Source organism: Lactococcus hircilactis, assembly GCF_009601015.1.
Taxonomy (GTDB): domain Bacteria; phylum Bacillota; class Bacilli; order Lactobacillales; family Streptococcaceae; genus Lactococcus; species Lactococcus hircilactis.
The window spans coordinates 1-22,584 of the sequence record NZ_WITJ01000016.1; the positions used below are offsets into that span (position 1 = coordinate 1).

18 protein-coding genes and 2 pseudogenes are annotated in these 22,584 nt (G+C 34.4%); 5 read left to right on the top strand and 15 right to left on the bottom strand.

Annotated features, from left to right (window positions below; all coding sequences use genetic code 11):
* Nucleotides 1-106 (top strand): annotated as a pseudogene (locus tag GHI93_RS10310) (IS982 family transposase); the annotation flags it as partial.
* A gap of 382 nt (nt 107-488) precedes the next feature.
* On the opposite strand, the gene GHI93_RS10315 reads toward GHI93_RS10310, so the two are convergent.
* From GHI93_RS10315 to GHI93_RS10355, 9 genes are all read right to left on the bottom strand, one after another.
* Nucleotides 489-1,466, bottom strand: coding sequence for a toll/interleukin-1 receptor domain-containing protein (locus tag GHI93_RS10315; RefSeq protein WP_343030362.1), 978 nt, complete (start codon nt 1,464-1,466; stop codon nt 489-491).
* A 27-nt stretch (nt 1,467-1,493) separates the two neighbouring features.
* Nucleotides 1,494-2,723, bottom strand: coding sequence for a restriction endonuclease subunit S (locus tag GHI93_RS10320; RefSeq protein WP_246177094.1), 1,230 nt, complete (start codon nt 2,721-2,723; stop codon nt 1,494-1,496).
* On the bottom strand, nt 2,716-4,311 hold the full coding sequence (locus GHI93_RS10325) for a type I restriction-modification system subunit M (RefSeq protein WP_153496996.1): 1,596 nt from the start codon (nt 4,309-4,311) through the stop codon (nt 2,716-2,718). Before GHI93_RS10325 ends, GHI93_RS10320 begins: the two co-directional genes overlap by 8 nt.
* A complete protein-coding gene (locus tag GHI93_RS10330; RefSeq protein ID WP_153496979.1) occupies nt 4,311-7,388 on the bottom strand; it encodes a type I restriction endonuclease subunit R in 3,078 nt (1,025 codons plus the stop codon). The genes GHI93_RS10325 and GHI93_RS10330 overlap by 1 nt, the downstream gene beginning before the upstream one ends.
* A gap of 10 nt (nt 7,389-7,398) precedes the next feature.
* Entirely contained in the window at nt 7,399-8,028 is a 630-nt protein-coding gene (locus GHI93_RS10335; RefSeq protein WP_153496980.1) for an HTH domain-containing protein, read from the bottom strand.
* Nucleotides 8,021-9,304 carry a RepB family plasmid replication initiator protein gene (locus GHI93_RS10340; protein ID WP_153496981.1) on the bottom strand — a complete coding sequence of 428 codons (1,284 nt, stop codon included), beginning with the start codon at nt 9,302-9,304 and terminating at the stop codon, nt 8,021-8,023. Before GHI93_RS10340 ends, GHI93_RS10335 begins: the two co-directional genes overlap by 8 nt.
* An 806-nt stretch (nt 9,305-10,110) precedes the next feature.
* Complete coding sequence (locus tag GHI93_RS13115; protein WP_343030363.1) at nt 10,111-10,542, bottom strand: hypothetical protein; 432 nt, start codon at nt 10,540-10,542, stop codon at nt 10,111-10,113.
* Between the two features lie 33 nt (nt 10,543-10,575).
* Nucleotides 10,576-10,944 (bottom strand): plasmid mobilization protein, encoded by a 369-nt coding sequence (locus GHI93_RS10350; protein ID WP_153496982.1) that lies wholly within the window; start codon nt 10,942-10,944, stop codon nt 10,576-10,578.
* Nucleotides 10,945-11,135: 191 nt separating this feature from the next.
* Nucleotides 11,136-11,399 carry a hypothetical protein gene (locus GHI93_RS10355; RefSeq protein WP_153496983.1) on the bottom strand — a complete coding sequence of 88 codons (264 nt, stop codon included), beginning with the start codon at nt 11,397-11,399 and terminating at the stop codon, nt 11,136-11,138.
* A gap of 749 nt (nt 11,400-12,148) precedes the next feature.
* Here GHI93_RS10355 and GHI93_RS10365 point away from each other — a divergent pair.
* Entirely contained in the window at nt 12,149-13,294 is a 1,146-nt protein-coding gene (locus GHI93_RS10365; RefSeq protein WP_153496984.1) for a cation:proton antiporter, read from the top strand.
* Between the two features lie 150 nt (nt 13,295-13,444).
* Here the strand turns inward: GHI93_RS10365 and GHI93_RS10370 are convergent, their stop codons facing one another.
* From GHI93_RS10370 to GHI93_RS10380, 3 genes are all read right to left on the bottom strand, one after another.
* On the bottom strand, nt 13,445-14,125 hold the full coding sequence (locus GHI93_RS10370; protein ID WP_153496985.1) for an IS6-like element ISTeha2 family transposase: 681 nt from the start codon (nt 14,123-14,125) through the stop codon (nt 13,445-13,447).
* Between the two features lie 252 nt (nt 14,126-14,377).
* A complete protein-coding gene (locus GHI93_RS10375) occupies nt 14,378-16,141 on the bottom strand; it encodes an oleate hydratase (protein ID WP_153496986.1) in 1,764 nt (587 codons plus the stop codon).
* Between the two features lie 500 nt (nt 16,142-16,641).
* Nucleotides 16,642-17,937, bottom strand: coding sequence for a RepB family plasmid replication initiator protein (locus GHI93_RS10380; RefSeq protein ID WP_153496987.1), 1,296 nt, complete (start codon nt 17,935-17,937; stop codon nt 16,642-16,644).
* 596 nt (nt 17,938-18,533) lie between these two features.
* Here GHI93_RS10380 and relB point away from each other — a divergent pair.
* The 3 genes and pseudogenes from relB (at nt 18,534) to GHI93_RS10395 (ending at nt 20,272) form a co-directional block, all read left to right on the top strand.
* Nucleotides 18,534-18,833, top strand: coding sequence for a type II toxin-antitoxin system RelB/ParD family antitoxin (gene relB / locus GHI93_RS10385; protein ID WP_343030361.1), 300 nt, complete (start codon nt 18,534-18,536; stop codon nt 18,831-18,833).
* A complete protein-coding gene (locus tag GHI93_RS10390) occupies nt 18,823-19,158 on the top strand; it encodes a type II toxin-antitoxin system RelE/ParE family toxin (protein ID WP_153496989.1) in 336 nt (111 codons plus the stop codon). The genes relB and GHI93_RS10390 overlap by 11 nt, the downstream gene beginning before the upstream one ends.
* A 116-nt stretch (nt 19,159-19,274) precedes the next feature.
* Nucleotides 19,275-20,272, top strand: a pseudogene (locus GHI93_RS10395) (IS3 family transposase).
* A gap of 129 nt (nt 20,273-20,401) precedes the next feature.
* Here the strand turns inward: GHI93_RS10395 and GHI93_RS10400 are convergent.
* The 3 genes from GHI93_RS10400 to GHI93_RS10410 all read right to left on the bottom strand — a co-directional run bounded on the left by GHI93_RS10400 (nt 20,402) and on the right by GHI93_RS10410 (nt 21,998).
* The gene (locus GHI93_RS10400; protein ID WP_153496990.1) at nt 20,402-21,091 is read right to left on the bottom strand and encodes a Crp/Fnr family transcriptional regulator; all 690 of its coding nucleotides are present in this window, start codon (nt 21,089-21,091) and stop codon (nt 20,402-20,404) included.
* A gap of 85 nt (nt 21,092-21,176) precedes the next feature.
* Entirely contained in the window at nt 21,177-21,722 is a 546-nt protein-coding gene (locus tag GHI93_RS10405; protein WP_153496991.1) for a DNA-binding protein, read from the bottom strand.
* Between the two features lie 48 nt (nt 21,723-21,770).
* Nucleotides 21,771-21,998: a heavy-metal-associated domain-containing protein gene (locus GHI93_RS10410; protein ID WP_012898751.1), complete on the bottom strand. Its 228-nt coding sequence runs from the start codon at nt 21,996-21,998 to the stop codon at nt 21,771-21,773.
* Between the last annotated feature and the right edge of the window lie 586 nt (nt 21,999-22,584).

Below are 22,584 nucleotides of genomic sequence, written 5' to 3' on the forward strand. Positions count from 1 at the left end.
ATTAGAGATGATACTTTTAGCGTATTCTTTACTGTTAAAATCAGCTAAATCACTGGAACCAGAGACTTTAAGATATTCTATCGGGTATCAAGTCATGGCTAAATAATCAACTAGCAATTCGGGTTTAAATTATTTATTTATTTATTTTCTTGTCGGTGTCTCATTTCTGCACTTCCGCTTGTAGCAAGGGTTTCATCTGTTATTTTTTTGAAAACAACTTTTTAATTGCTCCCAATTTACGATAAGAAAACAAACAGGGATAAAAATGAACATGATTGCTAGTAAAAGCATGCCTACCATCCCAAATAATCCCTCCATCTTTGGTTCTATTATATCAAAAAAACATAAAAACAACCCCTATTACCTGTCCAATAGATAACGGGGGCTGTTTTAATAGCGTTGTATAGGGGCTATTATCTAATTATAGACCCTGTAAAAATATAGAATCTTTTGTTTTATATATTTATGAGCGCCAATAAATATATAGGCTATTTGCTATCGATGAAATCGTCCGTCAGATCAATTGGGTTTAAAATCTTATAAGCAAGAGTTACCATACTTTTATATTCATCTTCGGAATCCAAATAAATTTGAATTATTTTACCTATCGCTAGATAGTTTTTATCATTGATCCATACGATCCCGTCTCCTTCTCTCAATGATGCACCCCAATTAATATCAACTACTTTATCAAAGTCAATATCAGCGGGTTTATTTATTCTGTCAAAATTTTCAAAGTTATGAATTCTCATCATCTTATTGACTTTTTTATAGGAGTAAATTGTATCACTTCCTGCACTTGTCCAATGAGTTATAAATTCCATTGGTGAAATACCTAATTTAAAGTCTCCGCCGTTAAGTAGGTACTGAAAAGAGATTTCGCCTTCTGATTGTGGTTTGAAATTCATTAAATTGGCTGAATCATTAAAAAATTTTATTTTTTCAACACTATTATAGTACCTTTCAATTCTGTCTTGAGCATCAGGTTTTGTTTCCACCTTGATGTTTAGAAATAGTTCGTCACGTATAGTTGATATTAATTCAAATAGTCCTTTTTTATTCTCCTGCGAAAACGGTGTATCGAATTTTAATTGACTGATATACTTTCCTTCAAAAAAATCGGGCAGATCAGTAAATGATTCGATATCAATTATGGCAATTATAAATGGACTTTTAGCTTGTTTTTTTATTAATTCTATTTCGTTATATACGCCGGTTGCTGAATCGCTTATTTTTTTTAAATAAGTTTGCGTACAAATACAAATAACAAAGTGAGAACTATCAATACCGTTCTTCATGAATTCATCAAGTTTAGTTCCAGGGTGGTTTTCCAATACATCAAGATGGACTCGAAACCCCCAAGATTGCAAATAAATTGCTAACCATTGTGAAAAATTTTTAACTTTCTTATCTAGTGGCTCATCTTGTTCCCAAGCATATGAAATGAAAATAGACTTATTCAATATTCCTACACCCCCTTCTGTAATTAATAATCACTTTGCAAACATTGTTTGCAGGAATCCTTTTTTCTGTTCTTTCAATAAATCTAACTTACGCTGATGAAGAGCGATAGTGTCATCCAATTGTTTGAAGAACGAACCTATTCTTTGTTGTTCTTCAAAATTTGGAACATTTAATATCAGATTCTTGACGATTGAACCAGATAAATTTCCTTGTCCACCTTGTAAATATTTATCAATTATCTTTTGTTTTTGTAACCTTAGCCACTGCATTATAAAATGAGAACTATATCCACCAATTGGTCTAATTGCTAATATGGCTTGGTTAATTGCACCATTAATTTGTGATATTCCTACCTCACCACTTATTGCTCCGTATAAAGCGTATAGAATATCTCCTACTGATACCATCTTTGCAGATGAATTTTTTAAACCATCTTCCGTCAAGAATAACTCTGTCTTATCACTATTTATTTCACCAGAACGAATAAATGGAATATCGCCTTTATAGTAACTAGAATTTCCAGCTGAAGGAGTCCCCCCAGAAAATGAAGTTGTAAATTCAGCTAACTTACGCTCTTCCCAATCGTCAGCAAACCCCGCAAATCGCAATTCAGGAACTTTGGCACCATTTTTAGGGAACATTTTTTGTAAGTAGCCTTTTTTCTGTTCCTTAAGCAAGTCCAACTTACGTTGATGAAGAGCGATAGTGTCGTCGAGTTGTTTGAAAAATGAACCAATTTTTTGTTGTTCTTCAAACGTTGGTAGATTGATTTGTACACCTTCAAGATTTTTTCTACTAATTCGCTTGCGAGTAGATCCACTTGCAAGCGAATCTACTTTAGCTAGAATTGTACTAGAATTTAATTCAGCGACAAGGAATTCGGCATGGAAATTATCATTTGGTCGAATAATTGCCACATCAACAGCGGTAACTGCACGCACTCCTAAATCCGGCAAAATAGAGGTTCTACCAGCTGGATCAGATAGTCTTGAAATCAAAATATCTCCTGGAAATATTTCGTTAGCCTTTAATTCATCAAAGTCAGCTTGATAAAAATACTTCGCGTTTTGCAGTTTATCCAAAAAAGAACCAATTCCAATATTTCCGGTTTGAACAATACGATAATCACCTGTATCAAATATGTGGTTTGCTTCAATCCAATCACCATCTGAAATATTTCCAGCAATATCAATTAACTTACGCTCTTCCCAATCATCCGTAAAACCTTCAAACCTTAATTGTGGACTCTTTTTACTCATCATGCCCACCTCTCAAAAGAAGACGCATCGAATCAATCAAGGCTTGATTCTCTTCACTTTCTGAAAAATTGTCAATCAACGATAAGAGCACTTGCTCTTGTTGAACTAATTCTTCATTGACCTTAAGGAGATTGGTATTTACTGCAACCAAATCAACCGGTTCTTCTTCCTCAAAGGTATCGACATAACGAGGGATATTTAAGTTAAAGTCATTTTCTTGGATCTCATCAAAACTTGCAACATGAGCATATCTTTCAATATCTTCTCGCTTTTTGTAGATAGAAACAATTTTATCAATATGTTCATCCAACAGGACATTTTGATTTTTTCGTTTTTCAAAGTCTTGAGAAGCATCAATAAATAAGACATCGCGACGAGAGCGGTTTTTCTTCAAAATAATAACCGTTGTCGGAATACTGGTCCCAAAAAAGATATTGGCCGGCAAGCCAATGACCGCATCAATGGCTCCCATTTCTAAAAGGGCCTGACGAATGGTTCCTTCCGCGGCTCCTCTAAAGAGCACGCCATGAGGCAGGACAATCCCCATTGTTCCTGATTCTTTCAAATGGTAAAAACCGTGAAGGAGAAAGGCAAAGTCCGCTTTAGATTTAGGCGCTAATTTTCCAAAACGCTCAAAACGAGGATCAGAGATAAACTTATCTGCCGCTGACCATTTCGCAGAATAAGGAGGATTCATGACCACAGAATCAAACTGATAAGGCTCTTCTGAGGGCCAATCGGCATCTAAAGTATCTCCATTATTCAGGTTCATGCGTTCTTTATCTACTCCATGAAGAATTAAGTTCATACGTGCTAAGTTAAAGGTCGTCGTATTTAACTCTTGGCCATGATAGTGCACTTGATTTGGATTGATGAGATAGCGACGGATATTAAGCATCAAAGAACCCGACCCCATCGCAGGATCGTAAATATGAAAAGGTGCTCGAGATTCTTGTCCGATCGACGTAATTTCTGACATGATGCGTGAAACAGCTTGAGGGGTATAAAACTCTCCTGCTTTTTTACCTGCACCTGCCGCAAACATCCCGATTAAATACTCATAAGCGTCCCCAATCACATCGCCATTGTGTTCAAATAAATCAATCTCATCTAAGGCACGTAAGACCTCAGTAATCGTCACATTACGTTGTTGTGCATTTGAGCCTAATTTTGTGGAGTTTAAATCAATATCCGCAAACAATCCACTGAATTCTTCTCCTTGACGTTCCAACTCATTAAAACCTGCTTGTAAGTCGGTCAAGTTAAATTCATAGTTATCAGCTTTAATGCGGTAGTGATAAAACAATTGATCGGGTTGGATAAAGTAACCTTGTTTGGGTTGGATATTTTCGATTAAATCGTCTTTGTCTTCTTCGTACCACTCCATGAATCCTGCATACTGAGTGGAACGTTCTGGGAAGGTATCTGTTTTTCCATTTTCTTGTTCATAAACTTCTCTAAGCTGCGCATCAGACAAGTACTTATAGAAAATTAATCCCAGTAAGTAGTTTTTGTACTCACTTGCATCCATCTTCCCACGTAAGATATCCGCAGAAGCCCATAGTTGTTGTTTTAAACCTGTCGCCATTATAATTCTTCTTTCCATTTTTGAATTTGTTCAAAGTTTTGTCGTAGTCGTTCTTCTAAAACTTTTGTTCTTCTTCTGTATTTTTCACCCGTTTTGGCTTCGAACTCTTCTTTACTAAGAGTCATCGAATCCAGTAAATGGGTTAAATAAGGGATCGTTTTCTTATCGCCTTGATATTCATTCATTGCAGACTGTAAAAAGTCGAAGGATAATCCAAATTCTTCAGCTTCATTTTGAAGTTGTCTTTGAATTTCATTTTGAATTGAAGTCTCTTTTAATTGAGCCACATCGATCTCTTCAGTAGTATTGACGAGTTGATCTTTCAAGGTGTGATACATCTTTTGGATTTGAGGATCCTTTTGTTGGATTTCTTTTTCAAATTTTTCAACGGCCCCTGCTTCGTTTAATTGGATCGCTTTCAAAAGTTGATTAATATAAAAACTATCCACGACGTCTTTATGTGTCGCATTGAGCTGCGAAGAAAAAGCAATCTCTTGTAAAAGCTTCTCGAAGTCTTCCTCAGGATGCCCCTCATCCTCGATCATTTCTTTAATCTTTGTTTTAATATTTTCCGTTTTTCCTTGATATTGTGGCAACTGCTCTACTACTTCTGAAAATGCTTCAAAGTCCTCTTCGTATTGATCATAGCTTCGGAGCGCTTTATAACTCTTTTCTAGCTTTTGATAAGCACTTACTTGCGCAATCATCGTTTTAAGATCATTGGGATTATCCGATAGGTCAGCTTCGCTTTGTTTATAAAGTGTTGAACATTCGATAAATTCTTTTTTGACTTCTTCATATTCTTTTGGAATCAGTTGATCAAAGTTTTGCTTTTCATTTGAGAATAGACGAAACGTGTTTTTTACATTTTCTTTCATGGTGAAGGGCTTTCTAAAAGAGACAATCAACCCAGAATCTTTTCCTGTATAAATACGGTTGGTTCTTGAGAACGCTTGAAGGAGCTTTTGATAGTTCATTTCTCGATCAATATATAAGGTTTGAATCGTTGGAGAATCAAAGCCTGTCAATAAACGATCGACAACAATAACAAAATCTAGCCACTGACCATCCGATTGATATTGCTTTTCCTTACGGGCCAACCGTTTATTAATATTTTGATTGTAGAGTTTCTCATCATGATAAGGAGAGGCATCAAACTGTTTCGCATACGCTTTCATAATCTCTACTAATTCATCGTCTTGTTCATTTTTTTCTAATTGATCCGGATTGGTTGAGAAGGTAATAGCTACTCTTGGGAAATCTTTATCAATCAGTTGATGACGTTCATCAAATTGTCGCCCATTCAAGAGTGTCCCATTATCTTTCATTTCCTTTAAAATCCGGTAAATATGTTTGGCTTGAGCAATCGAGTGAGTGGTAAGAATGGCTGACATCGTAGGAAAACCATTCTTTACCTTGAACTTTTTGACCACACTCCTCCGATTAAAGATTTTTTGTAACATGGTACGAATATGTTCATCTGCTTCATAAAGTTCCGTAGGCAATAATTTTTCTTGTTGGAGGGCATCGTCTGGCAACTTTCCTTTATTGAGTTGGGTGACAATCACCTCTTGATCCTCTTCTGAAATCAGTGAATGATACTCGACTTGAAAGCCTAACACAGCCCCATCATCCATGGCATTCTTGGTTGTGTAGGAGTGAAGGAGTGGCCCGTATTGCTGGCTCGTCGTTCTGGCAAAGGTTCCATTTTCTTGCTTTTTATTTGCTTCAAAAATAGGCGTCCCCGTTAATCCAAACCAGGTTGAATTGGGTAATATTTTCTTAATTCGCTTCATTTCCTCATCACTAACCGCACGATGAGCCTCATCAACAATAAAAACAATATGTTCTTGCCGTAGCTTCTCAAATTGATTCGAGCCTTTTTCTTCACTCTCTTGTTGGGCACTCCGCATAGCCGCAGAGAGTTTTTGAATCGTGGTCACTAAAATCGTATTATTATTTTTTGATGAAAGGAGGTTTCGAGCCAACTGTTTTTGATTTTTGATCCCAACAATCAAAGTATTGGCTACCGAATTTCCGGTCGTTTGTCCGGTATGGTATTCCGAGGCAAACTTCGTAAACTCATCCTGCGTTTGAGCATCTAAGTCTGTTCTATCAACAACCATGACCGTACGATCGACACCGATCGCATTTTGAGCTAATAATTTCGTTGCGACAAAACTGGTAATGGTCTTTCCTGAACCTGTCGCATGCCAAATGAATCCTCCTTCATGCTGTGCCGCTTTTTGACGAATCTTACGAATCGCATGAATTTGGTAAGGCCTTAAAACCATGAGGAATTTTTGATTTTTTTGATCATCGACGAGAATGGTATATTGGCTAATCAATTCATGGGCATCGGGTATCCGCAAAACTGTACGAGTAAAATCAAACAAATCAGAAACCGTTTGATTGTCTTCAGTCCGCCAATTAAATAAAAACTTCTTCATCCGAGCATAGGCTTCAGCGGTATCTTCACTAGGTCTTGCAAAGTATCGGGTATCGACTTTATTTGAAATCACCATGATTTGAGTGGTTGCGTAAATCCCTTTAAAAAATCCATCTTCTGCATAACGCTGAATTTGATAATAAGCTTGCATAAAACCGTCTTTAGCGGACTCTTTTTTGAGCTCAATATGAATGATTGGGAGCCCATTAATCAGCAAACTCACATCTCCACGATCTACTCTAGAGGCATCTGGGACCACTTGGTGAACCACCTCATAAGAAGAAGTTCCTCCTGAGATATCCTTATTTCTAAAGGCTTCTAAAGTCACTTTTTTCCCATCTTCTCGCTCTAATAAAACTTGAGCCACCCCGTTTTCTCCTTTAAGCCATTGAGAAGCTAAAAAAGGTGTTCCGGTCAAACGTGAAAACTCGACTTTGACTTGCTTAAATTCTTTATCCGTTAATAGTTGTTCTTCCAATACTGCTAAATTTATTCGGTTCAAATGGCCTCTAAAGTTTTGCCAAAGTGCTTCTTCCGACTTCAAGTCCGGACGATAAGTCCACTGATTTTCTTTCTCACTTAAGATTTGTATGAACTGGTTTTCAATCATTTGTTCCGAATGACTCATTTGATCCCCCTCATTTCCATCGTTGCCACCATTTTTTAGATTCTGTTTTTACAGGCTCTTTTTCTTTTGCCTTGTTTCGTTCTTCTTCTGATAACTTCAATTGAGCTTTCAGTCGTTCAATTTCTTCCTGCGCCTCACCCCTTATCGACGAGCCATCTTTCATATCCTCCTGAGGGATTTTAAGAGCTTTTAAGTCGTTGATTTCTGATTTATACTCTTCTAGTAATTTTTTATCCTGTAAGGCTAGACGTTGTTGCTGGTCTAAAAGATTTTGCATATTACTTAATTGTTTGAATTGTTCATCCTTAGTGTTTTGTAAATCTTTTATCTGCTCTTTTTGATACTCAATTATATCTAGTATATATTTAATATCTGCATTATTTTCGTTATTATTCCGGAAGTTTTCGGTTTGCGAATTTGGTTTTTGTTCTAGGTTTTCGGTTTGCGATTCTTGGTTTTCAGTCACCCCCTCAAACATTCTCTTTATTGATTTTTGACCATCTTCATTAATCACAAACTTGTTTCCTATTTTCGCAAACCAAAGTTTTCGTTCTATATCTGTGACCTTTTTGTTTATAGCTGTCTTACTAACTCCTAACTCATCAGCCAACTCTTTAATCGTTTTTAAGTTCTCACTCATGGTCTAAACCCTCGCCACGTAATTTTTTCTCAATTTCTGCTTCCAACCGTCTTAATGCTTCTTTCTCCGTTTCACTGGTTTCGTCCTGATAGTCTGGTAGAAAATCTTTCGCTACTACTTCTAGACTTCTTGTTTTGGGCTTTTTGTAATTGGCTCGTTCAGGTTGTTCTACGTCTTGCAAGGCAATGGTCGCTAAATAGCCTTCAATGGCTGTTTTAAGGTACTTGACTACATTCCGCTTGGAATATCCTTCTTGTTTGCTTGCAATATATGAGAGGTGCGTTTTTAGCCCATTTAATCCCCGTGCTTCTTTCAGTTCATCATAAAGCGGATAAACATTTTCTAATAACCCTACCATTGTCCCTATATCTTGTGTATCTGAAAAATTAATCAGCCATTTTTCACCTAGTAATTTAGTATAAGGGTTTTGCATAGCTTCAGCAAACAAGTCTTTCTGATGAGCTTCTCTGTCTGATTTGGTTTGTAAGTAGATTGGATCTTGTTCTTCCTGTTTATAAAACTCATTCTTAGCAACTGGTTTCTTTGAGATATGAAAATCTATGCTGTCAATTGAACGTCCTTTTTTGATTTTGTCATAAGTCACATTAAAATGCGTGTGAACGTTAATTTCTTCTAACGGTGTTTTTAGTACCCACTTTTCAAAATGGGGGAAGTGTTGATATTCCTTGATTGTATCTGTTATTGCTCGCAACTCTTTAACCGATATTGACGGATTGCGATATTCTTCTATTTGTTCTGCTCTCCGACCGCCTTTATCGTTGTAATGCTCATATTGATTATAATTCATAGACAACCACTTATACAAAATGATACTGTATTTACTGTTTAAGTTCACAAGGTCTGATAAAGCGTATTGCGTAAAATTCTTCTTCAACTCAATTAAATAAGGCATGATTTCAGGACTAAAACGGATAAGCACTTCATCATGATAATCCGTCCATTCCACATAAGGGATAGGGACAATGCTTTTAAACTTAAAGCCTTTTCCTTGTTCTTCCTTAATTTCAAAAAAAGCTTCTTTTTGCATAACTTTTATGGCTTCTTTGAATCGACTGTGTTTGTTGCTATCGTCCACCTTAAAGAAAGTAAATAGTTCTCTTTTAGAGAGCAAAACCGTATTATCTTTGGGTAAGTTTTCCGTATCAATACAGGAGACCGCCAACTCAAAAATTTTCAAAGGTGTTTTATCCATTTTAGCCACGGATGTTATCAAGTCGTTATGCTCAACAATTTTTCGTTTCTCAATTTCTTTCAAAAACACGTTGTCCTTTCATTGCTGTTTCGGCCATTTTTTGTTATAATTTCCAAGAGAAGTTGCTCCTTATGAGTAATTTTGGTTAAGCATGAATAAAGTCAGGCCAAAGATTTTTTCTTCATGCTTTTATTATATAAAAATACAGTCAGTTAATCAATATTTTTCTGACTGTATACATAGTTTTTTCTGACTGTATACATAGTTTTTTCTGACTGTATACATAGTTTTTTCTGACTGTATAATGTCTATGAGTGGCGTAACTACTGAGTTTGACTTAACGCAAAAGAACAAAAGATTAAAATATATAAGATAAATATATATAGGCTTCGCCTATTTTTATTTTTTTCAAAAATTTAAAACCAAAGGTCAAAAGAAAAGGTCAAAATCAAAAGCGTTCAGCAAAACAGCAAACACCTATCTTTTCAAATACCCTAACTGAAAGGCTTGTCAACGGTTTGTGTTGGCAAGTCTTTTGGTTAGGCTTCGTTGGTCTGCTTGACGACAGAAGCAGTTCGCTTTTAAAGTGCTAAAGGATTCTACAATAGCCCTAGAAGCTCATATTTTGCATTTTAAGCAACTTTAGAACGTTGCTAGTACAAATACAACTTAATAGTTTAACGCTGCTTATAAGGCTTTATATTGGCTTATTTATAAACGTGGGGAATGTTGACTTTTATTTTTGGTGTGTTCTTGCTGGTAATCTTCGTAACGGTCAACGGACTTGTCATAGTAAAGCATTTCTTTTTCGACTTGTTTTAAGGTCTTGTGTAAGTCTGTTCGTTCCTTTTGTAGGTTTTCAATTGTTTTTAATATTCTTGTGTTTGGTCGTGCATAGGCTTTATTTTCTTCGACATACTCAAGAATTTTCTATCTAGGTTTTCTAAAATGCTTTCTGTTTGGTAATAGGTTTGTTCTAATTCTTTTCCGATAGCTTCAAAAGAAGTATCAAAATCTAATCCTTTAGAAATAAGAAAATCAAACTCGTTAAACAGTTGTTTTAACTTAATTTTGGAATTGTTAGAATAAAGCGGTACGCTACCGCTTTGATTTTGTAGGTTTTTCGCAACGGTTTTTCCAAGCATGATTTTGTTGTTCTCTGGATTTTTACTATCAACAAAATAAAAGCGGTCTTGTTTTTTGAGAAAGATTTGGTAATCGCCATTTTCTAGTTTGTCCACACAACGTGCTGGTATTTTGATTGCGGATTCTCGTTGCTCTCTTTCTAAACCAATATCAATGGTTACGTATAAATGTTAATCACAGTCATGGTATTATCCCTCCGTTATTTTTTTCAACATGTTTCTTAACTTTTGGTCTAAACTTTGAATTTCTTTTTGATACTCATTGAGTAATTCTCTGGTTTGATTCTGTTCAGATTCATTTAAATATTTGGCAATTTGATTGAGATTATTTCCAATCCTATTGACTTCTAAATTTGCCTGCGCAATAGTGGACATAATTTCTTTAAGAGAAGAAAAATCCACCGTGTAAATTTTTTTATCTAAACAGGACTTACGAGCAAATTCTCCAAAATTTGTTAGGTTGGATTCCTGCATTCTTTTTTCAATAATTTGATTTTCTAGCTCATTGACACAAAAATATTTTCCGATATTTCTTTGTCTATTTGCTTTTTTACCCATGTAAAAACCTCCGAAAAGATAAGAATAGTAATTCTATTATAATATATTATAGCGAGCTTACTATGTGTATATACACATAGGTTAAAAAGTAATCATCTTCCACTCGGTAACAACTAAAATTTACATTTTAATTTGTTCCTCGCTTCAGACGATTCTTTTTATTTTTGGGGCGTTGCCCCAATCCCCATTTTTTAGAAATAGCTAGGATAATTTTCAACATCTCCGTACAAACTTTCAACCGTAAAACACAATTCTTCGACTTCATTTTCTGGAATTTTTTCAACGACTTCTTTTGCTTTTTTGTAGTCGTTTAATTCGTCTTCGTCAATTAGTTCGGATAGTTCTTTAATTAATTTATCAAACATAATTAATAACTTTTCTTTAACAACTGGAAATTCATTTGCGTAGGAAATAGCTTCAAAAATTTGTCGTCCATAGTCTTCTACTTCTGTCATTATGGAGCTATATTCTAATTAAATACTTATAATGCAATCCATTTTGTGATAATATTTATATTGTGTTTAAAAAAAGAAAAGAGAAATATATCATGCTATTTTCAATAATCGTAAAAGTAATCGTAACCTTGTATGCTTTACTAATGGTTTTTGCTTCTATAAAAGAATTCAATTCAAAAGATAGATTAGGTAACACTGTCAACATAATTAGTGGCATTGCTATTTTCCTTTCAAGCTTCCTTGAAAATGAATACTTTAAAATAATTTCAATTATCGGGCTACTGGTCTTTATCGTAACCGCAATTATTAATGGATTACAAAACCATGCGTTTCACATCAAACACCATATTGCTAGATTTATCATCACAATAATTTTTATTATTTTAATTATCTATATTTGAGAGTTAGTTGTGTTGGTTCTGTTGCAAAGTTTTAAATTAAAAAAGGTAGACTGATGACTTATTATTAACTTTAAGCAGCTATACCCATTAATACCTTGATTTCAGTAGACACCGTAAGGGATTTTATTCTTTATTTAAAACTTTGCAACAGAACCAAAAATATCATCTTTCAAAAAAATATAATTTTTCCGAAACTAGTATTAATAATAGGTTTTATGCTAATAAGCAAACTAATTATTTTGATGAAATTAATCAATATAAAATATTATTCTAGATTACTTTTAAAAATTTATTATCTTAGATGTTATAATTAGTATTAATAAATAAAGAAATAGAAGGCACTCAAAAATGGAAGATATTTTTCAAATTACAATTATACTTTTCTTCTCTATGTTAGCTACCCTGCTTTCAAAAAGATTAAAAATTCCGGAAGTTGTTGGTCAGATGTTGATAGGAATAATTCTTGCACCATCAGTATTGGGATTAATTAATGGTGGACACACTATAGAAATAATGTCAGAAATTGGGGTTATCCTCTTAATGTTTCTAGCAGGTATTGAAAGTGATTTAGAAGTTCTTAGAAAAAATCTAAAACCCTCAATTCTGGTTGCATTATCAGGTGTTATTATTCCAATCATTGTTTTCGGTTCAGTTGCTTTATATTCGGGAAGAACTCTCTCTACAAGTTTTTTTTATGGTATCGTATTTGCAGCAACATCTGTATCTATCACAGTAAAAGTACTACAGGAATATGGGTATCTTTCAACAAAAGCCGGGAATATCATACTAGGAGCTGCAGTTGTTGATGATATTTTAGCTATATTGATCCTTTCTGTGTTTAAAAGCTTTAAGAATGGTGGAGGAAATTTAATAGTTCAGTTTTCAATGGAAATATTATTTTTTATATTTTTGATTTTCGTACATAAATCTATTCCTAAAGTTTGGAAATTTATAAATAAACTTCTAATTTATGCAAAAAATACATCAGCAGCACTAATTATATGTTTGGCTCTAAGTTTACTTGCTGATAAAGTTGGTATGTCAGCTGTAATTGGAAGCTTTTTTGCAGGGATTGCAATCAGTCAAACAGAGGTTTCCGAATTAATTGAAAAATATGTTTCTGCGATAGGTTATGTAGTTTTCATTCCAATTTTCTTCGTTTCAATAGCAATTTCTATAAATTTTGATGTTTTAGTTGAACATCCATTTATCGTTATTTTATTTACACTACTAGCTATTTTGACAAAATTCGTTCCCGCATATTATTCTGGGAAGGCATGTAATTTAGAAAAAAATGAGTCACTTCTTATTGGAACAGGAATGGTATCAAGAGGGGAAATGTCACTCATAGTTGCACAAATTGGATTAAGCGGTGCAATCATTAATGAAGACATCTACTCAGAATTAGTTATTGTTATTATTTTGACGACGCTAATAGCTCCATTTCTAATTAAAATGGTAATTAAAAAAGATAATACAAAAAAATATATATAATTAGAAACTGAGGAACATGGTGTTTTTTAAGACATTAACTTACTCTCAAAAAATCGTTTTGGAATTTATTTTATTGGGGATGCTAGGAACCTTTTGGTTCTGTTGCAAAGTTTCAATACTGAGTACAAAAGTCCCATTCTGATACTTTGACTATGCTGGTATACCCATCAAAACTTTAATTTCAGTAGATACCGAAAAGCCGAAGAGCGTTCCATTTCTTCGGTTCTTTTTGTATATGCCTCTCAATGCTTCTATGCCCTTAATCGTAGTTGATGCAGTACGAAGACTTTGATAAAGTTTATTTCGACGTTTAACAGGTCTATGATCTTGCTCAATTAAGTTATTGAGATACTTGACTGTCCGGTGCTCAGTTTCGCTGTATAGCCCCTGCTTTTGTAACTTCCTAAAAACACTAGCAATTGATGGTGCTTTATCTGTCACGATAACTTTTGGTTCCCCAAACTGCTTGTATAGTCGTTTAAAGAAAGCATAAGCAGACTGAGTATTTCTCTTTCGTCTTAGCCAAATATCCAGTGTCATGCCTTCTGAGTCGATTGCACGATAGAGATAATGCCACTTCCCTTTAATTTTAATATAAGTTTCGTCCATTTTCCACGAATAAAAGGACTGTCTATTTTTCTTTTTCCAGATTTGATAGATCAGCTTACCATATTCTTGAACCCAACGGTAAATTGTTGTGTGAGAAACGTTAATGCCACGATCATATAACATCTCTTGAACATCACGATAACTCAAATTATAGCGAAGATAATACCCAACAGAGATAATAACCACGTCTTTTTGGAATTGTTTGCCCTTAAAATGATTCATCTGTTGTCCTCGCATTCTTTTTTATTACATTTTACAATAAATCAGGTGTTATGGGGAACTTTGCAACAGAACCCATTTTCCCGTAATCAGGTTATTTCTTAAAAAATACGTAACTATAAAAAAGACTTGATGAAATATAATCATCAAGTCTTTTTCAAAAATGAAAAGCTTATTACATATCGAAATATGTCGCATTAATAATAATTTGCAACAGTTTTTGATAATTCAGAGAGTTTTAACAGCTACCATGTTTTATAGTAATTTACTCTCGGTAAGTAGCTCTTCGATAAACGTTCCCTTTATCTTCTTTTTTAGAGCTACTTTAGCTAATTTAGGGATTCCTAAATTAGCCTCATCAATGGTTTTTTTATCTCCCATATAGTAGATGGCTTTAAGTAGTTCTCGAATATCATAAATAGAGCCATAAACTTCAGGAACAGCGCGTTCAACTTCAAGTAAAGTATATACAGATTCCATGGCTGTCCTAATGGAATATTCGGTAGTAAACACGGTGTCATTACTAGGTGACTCTGCGAAATTACCAATAAAGGCTAAATTAACAGACCCTTTAGGAACAATATCTGGCCTATCACCCGCAATTCGGGGCATAAAGTATGACGTAATAAATGGCATAAATACTGGAACGGTATTTATATTGTTTTGGTTAGACAATTGTTTGATTTTGGACTCAGGGACCCCAAGGTGATAAAGGAGTTCTTGCGTAATTTCTTCCCCAGAACTTTCTACAATGGTCTTATCAACAAAATTTCCTTTGGTATCTGAATATAGTCCATATATCCATACAATTGTTTCATTTTCCTTTTGTTCTTTGAAATGTGGCTGCCTGTGAACAGCAAAACTCATCAACCAGTTCGAATCGGTTATGGTAATGATTCCACCACTATTAATTTTGTGATCATGCAAATCACGATTGGTTAGACGTTCAATGTAGGGTTCAATTTCTGGTGATTTTATAGTGGCTGTCGCTGACACGAACCAACTTTTTTCAGGTAGGTTATCATAGAATACTTCTGGATGACCGAAATCATTAGATTGTTCTGCCAGATTCTTCCACAGTGACCAACTACCACCCAACTCTTTTGATATAGGAGCGGGTTTATCATGGCTCCCATATGTTGAACTTTCTGTAATAGAACCATTTGTAACGAATACAAGATCATCACGTGATAGGCTAACATCATCACCATCCTGGATCACGAGTTTTTTGGCAATTTTTTCGCTATTTTCAAAATCTACCACAACATTATTAACTTGTGTATCATAGATGAATTCGACATTATATGACTCTAAATACTTTATAATTGGTAGAACCATAGACTCATACTGATTGTACCTATTGAACTTTAGGGCGCTAAAATCAGGTAGTCCATCAATATGATGAATAAATCGCATCGTGTATCGACGCATCTCAACTGCAGAATGCCACTTTTCAAAAGCAAACATAGTTGCCCAGTACATCCAAAAATTACTTTCAAAGAACTCATTTGAGAAAAATTCCTCAATAGTCGTCTTACCCAGTTTTGACTCAGGGGTTAAAACTAAATCTATTAATTCTTTAGATTTTTCATCCAAAGTATACAGGCCATCCGTTGGGACGCGTTGTCCCCGGTTATAAATTAGGCGAGTATTAGATGAATTTGGATCATCTTTATCTAGCCAATAAAATTCATCTAAGTAAGAGGCATCTTCAATTTCTAAAGAAGGAATTGATCGATACATGTCCCACATAGTTTCAAAATGATTTTCCATTTCTCGACCACCACGTGTCACAAAGCCGATATTGGCACGCTTTTCTCCATCTAACGATCCACCCGGAGTAGGCAATTCCTCATATATATGAATTTTTTCCCCGGACATTTGTCCATCGCGCACCAAGAAAACAGCGGTCGCCAATCCGGCCAGCCCTCCTCCAATAATATACGCTGATTTTTGATCCACATTTTTGGGCTTTCTTGGACGTGCAAAAGCTTCATAATTTCCGTTACTGTAATACATAAATGGGCCTCCTTTGTATAGACACTAAATAAACGTCCTTCTTAACTTGATTATAGACTTTTCATTACTTTTTGTAAATAAAACCCTTTCAAAACTATTAGACAAATCAACACATTTGTCTATTTTACTAAAGGCAAATAATTAGACACAAAATGAGTTATATTTTTGGAAAGGTTATAATAAACTAGACACAAAGTTAAGAGAAATCATGAAAAGGTTTATTATGAGCGGTAACCACTCCTCACTATACAACTGTTACAAGTGCTTAAGCTGAATATATTGATGACTTAATTCGACGTGCAACCAAGATTGAAAGTGGCTCTGTTAAACCCTATGAAGATAACATACTTAAAATTGTAGGAGAAAATCGTAAATTAACGCTTGATATGAGAGCCCTCGGTGATTCAATCTACTCTGACATAGACTCTAATAAATTGACTTAACGTCAAGATTTTATTTTTATCTTTATTGACATAACGAAAAGTCAACGAAAAATTAATTTATTTTCTCATGTTTTTTTGTAATTCTGCAAACCTGGCTTTCTCTTCTTCTGTGGTGGTTTCTTTATATTTTTTATTTGCCCATTCAGGGGCTTTTTTCACTAACCTTATATTATTTTTCTTTGCTTCTAATCGCTGTTCCTTTTTCTCTTTCACAATTTCGCCAACACCATTCTCAAGATATTGTTTTGCTGAGATCTGCAAATATTTAACAATATTCTTTTTACTTGCGGTATAATCTACCATATTGTCACTCACATAGCCTAAATGCTCCGTTAACGCCTCTTCTCCGTTTGACTTGACTAATTCATCATAAAGAGGGTAAACGTGCTTAGAAAGCCCGATAATCGTTTCTTGATTAGCCATATCAAGTCCTGTAATCAAATTAGAGGTTAAAAGTTTAATGGTATATGGATTTGCGATACCTTTGGCAAATAGAATATCATTTTGTTGCTGCTTTTGTTCAATTGAATATTTAGCGACTTCATCATTAAGTTTATATTTTTCATCTTTCCAATGAGCCTTCTTCTCTATATGAAACTGTATTTCTGCAATGGAACGTCCCTTTTTTATTTTGTCATAGGTGACATTGAAATGAGTATGCTCGGAAATTTGCTCAACTGGTTTTTTGAGTACCCACTTTTCAAAATTTCTAAAATCAATATAATCTTTCTCAGTATCCGTCATTTCTCGTAAGTTTTTTAAAGATATTTGAGGATTTTTATAGCCATACAATTGCTTTTGAGTTCGGCTGTGTTTAAATTGATATGTTTCAAATTGATTAAAATTCATGCATAGCCATTTATAGAGAATAATACTATATTTGCTTTCTAGATCCATAATGTCAGTAATAGCATATTGTGTAAAATTCTTTTTTAAGTCAATCAAGTATGGCATTATAGCAACGTCAAACCTAATTATAACTTTATCATTATAGTCATTCCACTCTACAAAGGGGATTGGGACAATGCTTTTAAATTTAAATCCCTTATTTTTTTCTTCCTTAATTTGAAAAAAAGCTTGCTTTTGCATTTTTTCTATCGCTTCTTTAAAACGACTATGCTTATTAGTATCAGATACAGCGAAAAAAGAAAATAATTCTGTTTTTGATAGATAAATAATATTATCTTGAGGTGGATTATCAGTATCAATGTAAGAAACAGCAAGTTCAAATATTTTAAGTGGTATCTTATCCATTTTTGCCACACTAGTAATCAAATCATTGTGTTGGGCAACTTTGCGGTCCTTAATATCCTTCATGTAGCTAACTTTTTCTTGTTTTGCTATAGTAGACATATAAGTACTCCTTTGCGGGTATTTTATGATAAGCATAGGAATTGCTTTTTGTGGATACTATTCCTATGCTCATATTTTAACATAACACGTGTAGATTGCATATGTTTATCTACACATATGCATAGTTTTTTCTACACATATAATCTTGTGAACCCTTTTAAAAACTGACTTTTATCCCTCTGAAAAGAACAAAAGAAAAAATATATAATATAAAATATATAAGAACCTATCTTTAATTTCCTTAAATGGAATTTTCCAAGCTAAAACGACTGTTTTATGAAATAGAGTTCGTTAAAGATTAAAATATATAATAGAATTAGCTCTTTTTGACTCCGTTTCAAAATTTAAAAAATAAATTCAAAACAATAAAAAAGCAGCTAATTTGTGCTACTCTTTTCAAAGGTTAAAATCAAAAAAATTCAGAACAGACTAGCTAGAGTTCATCTGTAAAGTTTTATTGGCATTAAGTCCCCTTTATTGTTTCTTACTTTGGAGAATTACAGCCCAAACCCTCTTATAATTTATCTGTTTTGATAGAACTGTCCATTATGTTATAATAAGATATACAAATAAATATACGTGTATATTTAGAAAAGGTGGTTGCTGATATGATGCAATTAGAAAAGAATACTCAAGCAAATTTCAGGACAAACGATAGTCTATTATCTTCTGCAAAAAAAATTTTTGAGAGAAAAAATTTAGACATGACAAATGCAATCAACCTGTTTTTAGAAAAAACGGTTGAGGAAAATGCTATTCCATTTTTTACTCGTGAAGATGAAGAGCGGGAAGGGATGATTATGGAGTTGCGAGCAGAATTGAAAAAAGGGCATGATGATGTCGTCGCAGGTCGAGTACATTCTGAGCAGGAAGTGAGAAAATATTTTGGGCTATAAGATTGATTATACCGACTCAGCATTGCAAGATTTAATGGGGATAAAAAATTATATCGAAGAAAATTTTCTCTCAGAGCAAGCTGCACTCAACACAGTTGATACGATTATGACAAGCTTGGAAAAATTAAAAATGTTTCCAGAAGGTGGCCTAAAGCTTAGCAGTCGAGTTGATGAAGATGTGGAACTGACTGAAGATTATTATTTTACTTTTGTTGGAAATCACGTTACATTTTATGAAATCAATGGCAATGTTGTGTCGATTGTCAGAATACTTGGCATGAAACAGAATTGGGTTAATTTGTTGCGCAAAAAAAGAAAGCCATAAGACCATAAAGGTCTTTCAGACTGCAGACAAACCCAGCGAATATTTCGCTGGGTTTTCTTGATGCTATCCTTAAATCTTAGAGTCACTATTGTATAATTTAGACAAAGGATAAAAACATGCAAAAACGCTACTCACAAGAATTTAAAGACACCCCTCTCGACTTCTATCATTCTGGGCAATCCGTCACACAGCTGGCTAAAGTTAAGGAAGAACGAGACATCTTAAAAAAAGTATTGACCATATTTGCCGAGAAAAAGATGTGAGTGCTGCGGATATGACTCAAACGATTAAAACTTTAGCACTCAATGTCAGACTCAGTTGCCAACTGCTTGGTGTTCCTGAAGCAAGTTATTATGAGAGAATCAATCGACGGCCATCCAAAACTCAATTAAGAAGACAACACTTGGCACTGAAGATTGACCAACTTTTCAAGGCGAATCGGGGAATCTATGGGGCATCTAAGATTCATCACCTCTTACTCAATCAAGGGGAAAAAGTAGGGATAAAGCTCGTACAAAAAATTATGAAACAACTTCAGCTCAAGTCCGTCGTCCTTAAAAAATTTAAATCCGGACACTCCGTAAGTGATGGTATTAACAGAAAGAACCTTATACAAAATGAGCCTAAAAAGATAAATAAGGTTTGGGCAACTGATATTACTTATATTACTACTCAACAAGGCTGGGTTTATCTCTCAACCATTATGGATTGTTATACTAAAAAAGTCAGTGCTTGGGATTTAGGAAAGCGAATGACTGTAGAATTAGTGCAAAGGACTTTGAATAAGGCAATGGAATCACAAAATTATCCAGAAGCTGTGATGCTTCATTCTGACCAAGGAAGTCAGTATACGAGTTATGAGTATGAAGAGACAATAAAAAACTCTGGAATGACTCACTCCTTCAGTCGTAAGGGCTATCCTTATCATAATGCCAGTCTTGAATCTTGGCATGGACATTTAAAAAGAGAGTGGGTCTATCAATTTAAATATAAGAACTTTGAAGAAGCCTATCAGAGTATTTTCTGGTATATTGAAGCCTTTTATAATTCAAAACGAATCCATCAAAGTTTAGGGTATCTTACGCCTAATCAATTTGAAAAAGAAATCGCTTAAAATAAATACATTAAAATTATACGTTTTTGACTCTAATAAATTGACTTAACGTCAATCTGGCATTAGGTCTGGATCTTGTGTAGGATCAGAATCTATTGCGTCCTTTTTCCATTGGCTCTTTAGACCATTTTAAGCGTAATCATCTTCAAGGCTATCAATATCTAGTATTTTGATTATCTTTCCTCGGCGCTCAATGAATCCTTTTTCTTCGAGTATTTTGAACTTACGAGAAATAGTTTCGGGAGTTGTTCCGATGAACGTTGCAAGATCTTTCATTTTCATTGGAATCATAACAGAATTTGAATCTACTACTTTGACGAGTTGCAAAAGATAATTAGCGATTCGACTTTCAACATCTTCCATCATGAGAAATTGTGCTTGATATCGCATTTCCGCAGCTCTTCTCACGGTGGTTTCAAGTAATTTCAAACTTAGCTCGGGATATTTTAACAATAAATTTTTGAAATCTTGTTGTCGCAAAAAGCAAATTTTTGTTTCTTGCAATGTTTCGCCATAAAGATTCTCATTCACTACTCCAAACAAGGCGTCTTCACCTGCGTATCCACCAGGTTCAATTACACGTAGTAACTGCTCTTTACCAGCGCTAGAAAGCTGATATATCTTCAAAGTACCGTGCGCCACAATTGCGAGTTGAGGCACCGTAAAAGGGCTGATGACCGATTCGCCCTTTTCAAAAGTCTTATGATGAACAACCTGCTCAACTTGCGCCAGTTCACTTTCTGAAAGTAAAGCAAATAGTGGGACAAGCTGTACACAGTGGTGTTCATCATGACTAAAATGATGTTCATACTTGCTCATTTTGGTAATTCTCCTTATCTTATTATCGCGCTAAAATTATAAAACTGCAAGCTTTGTTCAATTAAAGCCTACAGTTTCGTAAAAATTAATTGTCATTATCTTCATCTTCGTCATGAAAATCAGCAACAGCTTTACCCAAATCACCTGCCAAGTGACGAATAACTTGAAGATTGTAGCCGTAAAGTTCGACTATAATAGCCGCCAAAGCAAATTTTTCTTCTTTATTTGCTAGCTTAATTGCTCGCGTAATGAACATATTTTGTGCTTGAAAATCTGCAATGAAGCTTTCAAGTAGAGCTTCATCAGTCCAATATTTGGCTTTTGGATCCTCAGTAATGAACTTGTGATACTTTAAAAATTCTTCAGTTGTACTTGGTACAATCTCATTTTCGTCAAGAAGTAAATCCGAAATTTTAAAGAAATATTCATCTTCTTTTTTTGCAATTTCACGTAAATACTCACACTTAACTGGGCTTTTCGCGTATATTCCTGCTTGAGTCAGTCGTACATTTTCAATGAACAAATTGGATAAGACATGTCCTAGCATCGCACCAGCCGTAGGCTTGTGGTGGTCAACCTCTGCTTTATCAAGTTCTTTAGCATATTTTTCATCAATCGTTAATTTAGTCATCAATTTTTTCCTTTATTCAATTTATAGTGCTGTCTTTACTGGTAGAAATCACACAACAGTTACTTTGCTACTTAAAACAGGGTACCCAAGTTTCTCAACCTTGCTGATAAGTTCATCAGCACTGACAACATTTTCGTCAAATTCTGCTTTAACTTTTGATGCATTGAAAAGCACTTTTGCATTTGCTACACCCTTAGTTGTAGTCATTGCTCCTTCGATTTTTGCCATGCAAGATGGGCAGCTCAATTCATTGAGTTTCATAATTACTTTTGACATAAGATTCACCTCTTTCTCTTTCTTTATAAATTAATTATAACTCGTTAGTACTAGCAAAAAATTGATATCTATCAAGAATATCAATTTTATTTTTTTATCTACAAAATAATAAAGTTTCTCGAGTCTCTTTTTTAACGCTGAATAACCTTCTATGAGGAGCGCAATCAGCACCAGTTAGAGTCTGCCGAGATAGTCAGCAGTACGCTGTTTAAATCAATCCCTAATTTTGCCTGTATGAGATTTAAAAGAGCAAAACCATTAGTGATTTTTTTAAAACATCCATCGTACATAAGATGTTTGAAGTGTTCTGAAAACGCTATGTCCCCTCCTACCTGACAATCTTCCTGTCTAGCAAATGTGTGTGTTTCCTTTTTAAATAATTGTCATTTGGAACTTCCTATCTATTTTTATAAAAAAGTTATATTGAGATAGGTATCAAAGCTTTTAAACAAGTTCAAATCCCTAACGTGCTACATTGCTTGCGATAGTTTCTCTCATAACCTCAAATTCAGAGTCTTATTGAACCTCCCTATTAGTAAGGAAAACTTTAATTGTAAAGATTCTAGAAGCCATCGAAAATGTCTCG

Excerpts from the sequence above, each read along its gene's own strand:
- GHI93_RS10405 (WP_153496991.1), bottom strand. The coding sequence starts at position 21,722 with ATGACTAAATTAACGATTGATGAAAAATATGCTAAAGAACTTGATAAA.
- GHI93_RS10400 (WP_153496990.1), bottom strand. The coding sequence starts at position 21,091 with ATGAGCAAGTATGAACATCATTTTAGTCATGATGAACACCACTGTGTA.
- GHI93_RS10325 (WP_153496996.1), bottom strand. The coding sequence starts at position 4,311 with ATGGCGACAGGTTTAAAACAACAACTATGGGCTTCTGCGGATATCTTA.
- GHI93_RS10375 (WP_153496986.1), bottom strand. The coding sequence starts at position 16,141 with ATGTATTACAGTAACGGAAATTATGAAGCTTTTGCACGTCCAAGAAAG.
- GHI93_RS10365 (WP_153496984.1), top strand. The coding sequence starts at position 12,149 with ATGGAAGATATTTTTCAAATTACAATTATACTTTTCTTCTCTATGTTA.
- GHI93_RS10330 (WP_153496979.1), bottom strand. The coding sequence starts at position 7,388 with ATGAGTCATTCGGAACAAATGATTGAAAACCAGTTCATACAAATCTTA.
- GHI93_RS10350 (WP_153496982.1), bottom strand. The coding sequence starts at position 10,944 with ATGGGTAAAAAAGCAAATAGACAAAGAAATATCGGAAAATATTTTTGT.
- GHI93_RS10410 (WP_012898751.1), bottom strand. The coding sequence starts at position 21,998 with ATGTCAAAAGTAATTATGAAACTCAATGAATTGAGCTGCCCATCTTGC.
- GHI93_RS10370 (WP_153496985.1), bottom strand. The coding sequence starts at position 14,125 with ATGAATCATTTTAAGGGCAAACAATTCCAAAAAGACGTGGTTATTATC.
- GHI93_RS10320 (WP_246177094.1), bottom strand. The coding sequence starts at position 2,723 with ATGAGTAAAAAGAGTCCACAATTAAGGTTTGAAGGTTTTACGGATGAT.
- GHI93_RS10355 (WP_153496983.1), bottom strand. The coding sequence starts at position 11,399 with ATGACAGAAGTAGAAGACTATGGACGACAAATTTTTGAAGCTATTTCC.
- GHI93_RS10380 (WP_153496987.1), bottom strand. The coding sequence starts at position 17,937 with ATGTCTACTATAGCAAAACAAGAAAAAGTTAGCTACATGAAGGATATT.
- GHI93_RS10335 (WP_153496980.1), bottom strand. The coding sequence starts at position 8,028 with ATGAGTGAGAACTTAAAAACGATTAAAGAGTTGGCTGATGAGTTAGGA.